The organism is Aequorivita todarodis (assembly GCF_028561335.1).
Lineage (GTDB): Bacteria > Bacteroidota > Bacteroidia > Flavobacteriales > Flavobacteriaceae > Aequorivita > Aequorivita todarodis.
The window spans coordinates 118,242-125,697 of the sequence record NZ_JAQQTG010000018.1 but is presented as its reverse complement, the minus strand read 5'-3'; the positions used below and the strand labels follow the sequence as shown (position 1 = coordinate 125,697).

At 41.5% G+C, this 7,456-nt stretch carries 7 protein-coding genes; 6 read left to right on the top strand and 1 reads right to left on the bottom strand.

Annotation, left to right across the window (positions count from 1 at the left end; all coding sequences use genetic code 11):
• Positions 1–157: 157 nt before the first annotated feature.
• Both POV26_RS08125 and POV26_RS08120 read left to right on the top strand, forming a co-directional pair.
• Positions 158–928, top strand: coding sequence for an alpha/beta fold hydrolase (locus tag POV26_RS08125; RefSeq protein WP_272855975.1), 771 nt, complete (start codon positions 158–160; stop codon positions 926–928).
• 63 nt (positions 929–991) lie between these two features.
• Positions 992–1,237 (top strand): hypothetical protein, encoded by a 246-nt coding sequence (locus tag POV26_RS08120; RefSeq protein WP_272855974.1) that lies wholly within the window; start codon positions 992–994, stop codon positions 1,235–1,237.
• A 75-nt stretch (positions 1,238–1,312) separates the two neighbouring features.
• On the opposite strand, the gene thiL is transcribed toward POV26_RS08120, so the two are convergent.
• Positions 1,313–2,368, bottom strand: coding sequence for a thiamine-phosphate kinase (gene thiL / locus POV26_RS08115; RefSeq protein ID WP_272855973.1), 1,056 nt, complete (start codon positions 2,366–2,368; stop codon positions 1,313–1,315).
• A gap of 185 nt (positions 2,369–2,553) precedes the next feature.
• On the opposite strand from thiL, the gene POV26_RS08110 reads away from it, so the two are divergent.
• The 4 genes from POV26_RS08110 to POV26_RS08095 are packed head-to-tail and all read left to right on the top strand — an operon-like array spanning position 2,554 to position 7,361.
• Positions 2,554–3,963 (top strand): choice-of-anchor B family protein, encoded by a 1,410-nt coding sequence (locus POV26_RS08110; RefSeq protein ID WP_272855972.1) that lies wholly within the window; start codon positions 2,554–2,556, stop codon positions 3,961–3,963.
• 25 nt (positions 3,964–3,988) lie between these two features.
• On the top strand, positions 3,989–5,371 hold the full coding sequence (locus POV26_RS08105) for a hypothetical protein (protein WP_272855971.1): 1,383 nt from the start codon (positions 3,989–3,991) through the stop codon (positions 5,369–5,371).
• A 30-nt stretch (positions 5,372–5,401) separates the two neighbouring features.
• On the top strand, positions 5,402–6,238 hold the full coding sequence (locus POV26_RS08100) for an MbnP family protein (protein ID WP_272855970.1): 837 nt from the start codon (positions 5,402–5,404) through the stop codon (positions 6,236–6,238).
• A gap of 10 nt (positions 6,239–6,248) precedes the next feature.
• Positions 6,249–7,361, top strand: coding sequence for a cytochrome-c peroxidase (locus POV26_RS08095; RefSeq protein WP_272855969.1), 1,113 nt, complete (start codon positions 6,249–6,251; stop codon positions 7,359–7,361).
• The last annotated feature ends 95 nt before the right edge of the window (positions 7,362–7,456 follow it).

Sequence of the window (7,456 nt, the reverse complement as noted above, 5' to 3'; positions counted from 1 at the left end):
GGACATACATAGTATTGTTGTTGTCTAGGTTTAAATGGCAACCTTAACCTGATCTTATTCCTTTAATTTAAAAGCCTAAAATAATCGTATTTTTGGACAAATCATTTAATGACCAAACATAAGAGGTCTTAAAGACCTTTGGGGCCTTTTGCAAAATATGACTTTTCAATTCAAAAATAGTCCAATTCATTTTGAAACCTTTGGAAAAGGGCCGGCAATTGTACTGCTCCACGGTTTTTTGGAAAGCTCCACTATGTGGAATCCCCTGATTCCGGAGTTTTCAAAAAGGAATACTTTAATTACAATGGATTTTCCCGGCCACGGTAAAAGCGGAATTATTTCTGAAACACACTCCATGGAATTAATGGCCGAGATTGTGGAGGCGCTACTTCAACATTTACAAATTCCATCAGCAACTTTCATCGGCCATTCTATGGGCGGCTACGTTGTTTTGGCCTATGCCGAAATGTTTCCCCATAAAGTTGAAAAATTGGTCCTGCTCAATTCAACGCCCGTAGCGGATTCTGAGGAAAGAAGACAAAATCGCGACCGCGCACTGAAGGTTATCGACCAAAATCCGCAGGCTTATATTAGCATGGCCATTGGAAATCTCTTCGCGGAATCTTCACGAGAAAAATTTGCCACAGAAATTGAGGCTTTAAAAATGGAAGCCTATGCTTTTCCCATAAAAGGCATAAAAGCCGCAATAAGGGGCATGCGCGACCGAAAGGACCGAACCGAAGTGCTGAAGAATTTCACCAAAGGGAAATGTATGATTTTAGCGGAAGAAGATCCCATTTTACCACTTCCGGAAACCAAAAAGGTTGCCGAACGATGTGGCGTTTCCGTAAAAATTATTGAAGGAGGCCATATGAGTTTAATAGAAAATTGGAATTCTGTTGCGAAATATTTACTTTTTATCGGATAAAGTTTGCGCTTTATCTAAAAATTTGTTAATATTGAAGTATCAACCCCAATTAAATTGACATAGATGGATAAAGTTACGCCCCAAAGCCGACCTCCGATCTTGAGCCTAATATGCACCGCATTTGGCCACGATTACATCATTACCCGCAAAATTACCGACCACATTAGCGAATACAAATGTGCTTGTTGTGGCAAAGAGGTTTCAAACAGTTATTCCGGTAAATTTGAAGTGCTTACCCGCAAACAACGCGAAGTAAACGAGTGCTTGTCTTCTTTTTTCATAAAAAAGAAGAAAGTTTCGCTCCAATAGAAATCTACGGTTTTCTTCATGAATACATTTCCGTACTATACATGGAACAAGGCCTTTAGTGCCCATCCTTAAAACCTATCCGTTGTTTTTCAGCGCATTCCAGCCTCTTGCCGTCAAAGGTATTTTTGTTCCCACGCGGCTTATTAAATGAATTCCTTCCTTTTCATCTGTTATATGGCCAATGACCGTTAGATGTGGATTCGCCTTAATTTTTGGGTAATCCTCGGTTTTAATGGTGAATAGCAATTCATAATCTTCACCCCCGCTTAAAGCGATCGTGGTACTATCGAGATTGAATTCCTCACAAGTTGAAATAACCTGCGGATCCAGCGGAATTTTATCTTCAAATAAATTGCACCCAACTTTTGAATTCTTACAGATGTGGATAATTTCTGAAGATAACCCATCACTGATGTCAATCATTGAAGTAGGTTTCACCTCCAACTCCTTCAGTAACCCTGAAATATCCTTGCGCGCTTCGGGTTTCAATTGCCTTTCCACCAAATAGGAATACGGCTCCAAATCTGGCTGTGAATTTGGGTTTACCTTAAAAACTTCCTTTTCGCGCTCCAAAACCTGCAGACCCATATATGCCGCCCCAAGGTCGCCCGTTACCACCAACAAGTCATTTTCTTTGGCGCCGCTTCTATATACTGCTTCGCCTTTATTTACCGTTCCGAGCGCGGTAACGCTTATCATCAAGCCTGTTGTGGAAGAAGTGGTATCGCCGCCCACAACGTCAATATTATAGATTTTTGCGGCTGCCATAATTCCTGCGTAAAGTTCTTCCAAAGCTTCCACGGGAAATCTATTTGAAACCGCAATACTTACCGTAATTTGTGTAGGCGTTGCGTTCATGGCGTAAATATCAGACAGATTTACAACCACGGCCTTATAGCCCAAATGTTTTAAAGGAACGTAACTCAAATCGAAATGCACGCCTTCCAAAAGAAAATCCGTAGAAACAACAATTTCTTTTTTTGAATCGCAGGAAATAACCGCGGCATCGTCGCCAATGCCCTTCACGGTTGATTTCTGTTTAATTGTGAAATTTTTGGTGAGATGGTCAATGAGTCCAAACTCGCCCAAACTTCCAATACTTGTGCTGGAATCGTCTTTGTTTTCGAACATAATATATATGAATGGTGCTTTAATCGGCAAAAATACATCTTCATTACCACATACAGAAACGTATGTTTTTTAAAAAATAATACCCGCGAACACCCATGAAGGATACTAATATTTAACCTTTTACGTTTGTGTAGTAAGCTGCAAAATAGTTACATTTGGCTTCTTTTTAACATAACTCCCTTACTATGAAAAAAATTTTACCAATCATTACCTTACTTATTAGTTCGTTCGCTTTCGCACAAACACCCTGTGTAAACGGAATGGCGGGGCAATATCCCTGCAACGGTCTCGACCTTATGTCGCGCATCACTCTAAGCACTTTTGGCACCGATAGGGGCAATGACTCTTGGGGATGGACCGACCCGCAGGATGGAACAGAATATGCAATAATGGGCTTGGGCAATGGCACTGCTTTTGTTGATATTTCGGATCCTGTAAATCCCGTATATTTAGGAAAACTTCCAACACATACCGATTCCAGTACTTGGAGAGATATAAAGGTTTATAATAATTACGCGTTTATAGTCAGTGAAGCCAGCGGACATGGGATGCAGGTTTTTGACCTTACCCGTTTGCGTTCCGTAAGCAACGCTCCCGAAATTTTTACTGAAGATGCACACTATAACGGTTTTGGGCACTGCCACAATATTGTTATCAATGAAGAAACCGGTTTTGCCTATGCAGTGGGAACCAGCACTTATGGCGGAGGCCCTCATTTTGTGAACATCCAAAACCCGCTGAATCCTGTGGCTGCAGGTGGTTTTAGTGGAGATAACTATTGCCACGATGCACAAGTAGTTATTTATGACGGCCCAGATACCGATTATACCGGACGTGAAATATTTTTCGGAAGCAACGAGGATAGAGTTTCCATTGTAGATGTGACCGACAAAAACAATCCAATTGGTATTTCAAATGGTTTTTATGGCAGTGTGGATTATACACACCAAGGTTGGCTAACCGATGACAAAAATTACTTTATTATTGGTGATGAATTGGATGAATCCAGTTTCGGATTTAATACGAGAACCATCATTTTTGACGTAAAGGATCTAGATAATCCCGTAGTACATTTTGAATACGAAGCCGAAGTAGCGGCCATAGACCATAACGGTTACGTGGTGGGGGACGATTTCTATCTTTCCAGCTATCGCGCGGGTTTAAGAATACTCGACATCAGTGATATTGAAAACCAAAATATGGCTGAAACCAAATATTTTGACACCTACCCTGGAAGCAATTCGGCAAACTTTGATGGCGCGTGGAGTGTCTATCCATTTTTTGCAAGCGGGAATATTGTGATCAGCGATATTGACCGAGGTTTGTTCATTGTTAGAGATCCTCTTTTGGGTGTGAACGATTCTTCCATTTCAAGTTTTGCAATCGCTCCCAACCCTGCTAAGGATTTAATTACTATCACTTCAAAAACAGAGCCTTTTGCTAAGGTTGAAATATTTAATGTTCTTGGACAAAAAGTTATGGATTTGAATTTTGCAAATAGTCTTTCAGAAAATATCGACATTTCAAAACTTCAGTCAGGAATGTATGTGGTAAAAATCAATTCAACCACAACAAAACGATTATTGATCAACTAAAAAGAACCTACTTACCTATCCCCTTATGCTACTTATTAAAACCCCTAAATTAAAAGCACTCTCAATCCTGCTTTCACTTTCGTTCGTTGTTTTTTCCTGCGGAAAAGATGACAGCCCTACTCCAGAAGAAGAGGAAGAAATTCTCGGCACTGTAGAACTGGTAAAGACCTACGGCGGAAGCGGAATAGATGAAGCGATTTCGGTAGTGGAAGCCACAGATGGAAATTACGTCGTTCTTGGAACCACCCGAAGCACTGATGGCGATCTTACAGGCAGAAGTGGAAACGACAGCGATTACTGGTTGCTTAAAATTGCCAAAACAGGCGAAATAATCTGGAGCAAAACCTACGGAGGAAGTAATGATGAAAGCGCAGCCCGAATTACCAAAACAAATGATGGCGGCTATTTACTGTCGGGATATACCACAAGTAACGATGGGGATGTATCGGGCAACGAAGGGTTTCAGGACTACTGGATTTTAAAAGTTGATGCTTCCGGCAACCAACAATGGGACAAAAACTTCGGTTTTGCAGGTAGCGACCAGGCATTCAAGGCATTCCAAACCGCTGACGGCGGATATTTCATTACCGGATTTTTTGACGTGTCCGCCAGTGGTGGCGCAGGAAACGACATTCAAAGTGGATCTGGAAACGATCTTCAAAGAGGGGTGCTTCACGGTGTTGGTGAGTTTTGGGGCATTAAGTTGGACGCAAATGGAACCAAACAATGGAGGCGCTATTTTGGCGGCACCAATAATGACCGGAGTTATGACGCACTTGAAACAGCAGATGGCGGCTTTTTAATGACCGGCACCTCGGAAAGTGTCGATTTTGACAAGACGGATCCCAAAGGAAGTTATGATTATTGGGCCGTAAGACTTACTTCGTCCGGAGATTTGGTTTGGACAAAATCCTTTGGCGGCGCAGAGATAGATAACTCATACGCTTCAATAAAAAGCAATGATGGAAATTACATTATGGTCGGTGATTCCAGAAGCAGCGATCAAGACGTTACAAATTCACGCGGAAACGCAGATGCATGGATGGTAAAATTTGATGACAACGGAAACAAAATCTGGCAAAAATCGTTCGGAGGATCACAGTTTGACACCGCACACAGCATTGTGCAGCGCAATAACGGAGATTACATCCTTTCTGGCCACAGCCGCAGTAATGATGGAGATTTGCTGAGCAATAATGGTTTCAACGATGCTTGGATATTTGTCGTTGACCAAAACGGTGCCTTAAAATTTCAGAGAAGCGTTGGTGGATCGGGACTGGATTTTGCCTCGGAAGCCATTGAAACCTCAGACAACAAGATTATAGCTGTTGGCAACAGTGAAAGCAACGATCAAGATATTCCCCTAAATAAAGGGTCTAAAGATCTTCTAATTATTAAACTGAAATAAACGTATCCATTTAACCCCCTTAACTAACCTATGAAAAAAGTAGTTCTTTTATTTGTAATGGCAATTTTTGCCGTTTCCTGTGGCAATGATGATGATTCGCAGCCCGAAGTTCTTGGATGTACCGATCCTGCCTCAGAAAACTTTAATCCATTGGCCAATACGGATGATGGATCCTGCACTTACACTAAAAATGTTACATTTAATTTCACCCAAAACTGGGACGGACAATCCGTAACTTTTGCAGATTTCAACACTACCTTCTTTACAAATGAATTTGGAAATGTTCTAAATATTTCAAAGCTTAGGTATTTAATTTCCAGAATATCACTTCACAAAGCCGACGGTTCCACTGTTGATTTTGAAGAATATAAATTAATCGATTTGGAAAATCCAGCTTCCCTGACCCTAACACCTGCAATGATGGCGACAACGGGAGATTATACAGGAATTTCGTTTATATATGGCTTCAATGAAGCAGACAACAGAAGCGGTGCCTATCCCGATTTAAACGACGCCAACTGGAACTGGCCGGAAATGCTTGGCGGGGGCTATCATTTTATGCAAATGGAAGGAATCTTTAACGACGCAAACGGGACGCCACAAGTGTATGCATACCATAACGGCACCGCGAAAGATAGTAACGGTGTATTTGAGCAAAACTTCATCAGCTTAAATTTTAACCAAAACTTCACCATTACCAATGATGCTACCATTGAAATAAAAATGAACATTGCCGAATGGTATAAAAATCCCTATATTTGGGACTTAAACATCTTTAATTCGGGGTTGATGATGAATTATGAAGCTCAAAAACATATGAATGAAAACGGACCTACCGTGTTCAGCATTGGCTCCATCACGCAATAGCATTTAAAAAATGAAGGAACGGTCAAGTAAAATATTCAGAATATGGATTGGGATTATGGCAATCGGCTTTATGGTTGCCTGTTCATCAAATGACCCAGACCCCATAGAACCTGGCGAGCAAAATGAGGAATATATTCCCACGCCAAAACCGTTGACCGTTCCTCCTATTTTTGAGCAATTTTTACCAATGCCCAATATTCCTGCAGACAATCCACAAACCGTGGAAGGAATAGCTTTGGGAAGAAAATTATTTTACGACCCAATCCTCTCCGGTGATGGAACGCAAGCGTGTGCATCCTGCCACAAACCCAGCAATTCCTTTACGGACGACAATCAATTCAGTATAGGCATTGATGGTTTTGAAGGCGATCGCAACTCCATGCCGCTCTTCAATATGGCCTGGAACACTAACAGTAAATTTTTCTGGGACGGCCGTGCAACAAGTATTGAAGACCAAGCGCTTGGCCCCGTGGAAAACCCCATAGAAATGCACAATACCTGGGAAAATGCCGTGGCAAGCCTACAGAGCAGTAGTGCGTATCCCGAACTTTTCAACAAAGCTTTTGGAACGAGCAATATCACCAAAGAATTGACCGTAAAGGCAATCGCGCAATTTGAACGCACTCTTATTTCAGCCAATTCCCCTTTTGACCGCTATTTGTTGGGCGAAAATTCCTTGACACCCCAAGAAATCAACGGTTTCGCTATTTTTATGGACGAAACTCGCGGAGATTGTTTCCACTGCCATGGAAACGAATTTAGTCCATTGTGGACCGATAATATTTTTCACAACAACGGACTCGATGCCATAATTACCGACAAAGGATTGGGCAATGTAACCGGAGATCCAAACGATGACGGAAAATTCAAATCGCCCTCCCTACGCAATCTTGCCTACACCGCACCCTATATGCACGACGGGCGCTTTGCAACTTTAGATGACGTCATAAACCATTATAGCGAAGGCCTTGTTTATTCCAGAACTATTGACCCTTTAATGAAAGCAGTATCAAGAGGCGGTGTGCATTTGTCTGAACCGGACAAAGCAGACCTAAAGGCTTTCCTGCTTTCACTTTCAGATCCTTCCTTTATAAACAACCCAGATTTTCAAGATCCCAATTAAACTTCATTTCTTTTAAAATCCTTCAATTTTCCCAATAAAACCGCAGTGTTAATTATTGTTTAAAACTATGGTTCAATAGGTTTAAAATGCCGTTT

Excerpts from the sequence above, each read along its gene's own strand:
- POV26_RS08110 (WP_272855972.1), top strand. The coding sequence starts at position 2,554 with ATGAAAAAAATTTTACCAATCATTACCTTACTTATTAGTTCGTTCGCT.
- POV26_RS08120 (WP_272855974.1), top strand. The coding sequence starts at position 992 with ATGGATAAAGTTACGCCCCAAAGCCGACCTCCGATCTTGAGCCTAATA.
- POV26_RS08125 (WP_272855975.1), top strand. The coding sequence starts at position 158 with ATGACTTTTCAATTCAAAAATAGTCCAATTCATTTTGAAACCTTTGGA.
- POV26_RS08100 (WP_272855970.1), top strand. The coding sequence starts at position 5,402 with ATGAAAAAAGTAGTTCTTTTATTTGTAATGGCAATTTTTGCCGTTTCC.
- thiL (WP_272855973.1), bottom strand. The coding sequence starts at position 2,368 with ATGTTCGAAAACAAAGACGATTCCAGCACAAGTATTGGAAGTTTGGGC.
- POV26_RS08095 (WP_272855969.1), top strand. The coding sequence starts at position 6,249 with ATGAAGGAACGGTCAAGTAAAATATTCAGAATATGGATTGGGATTATG.
- POV26_RS08105 (WP_272855971.1), top strand. The coding sequence starts at position 3,989 with ATGCTACTTATTAAAACCCCTAAATTAAAAGCACTCTCAATCCTGCTT.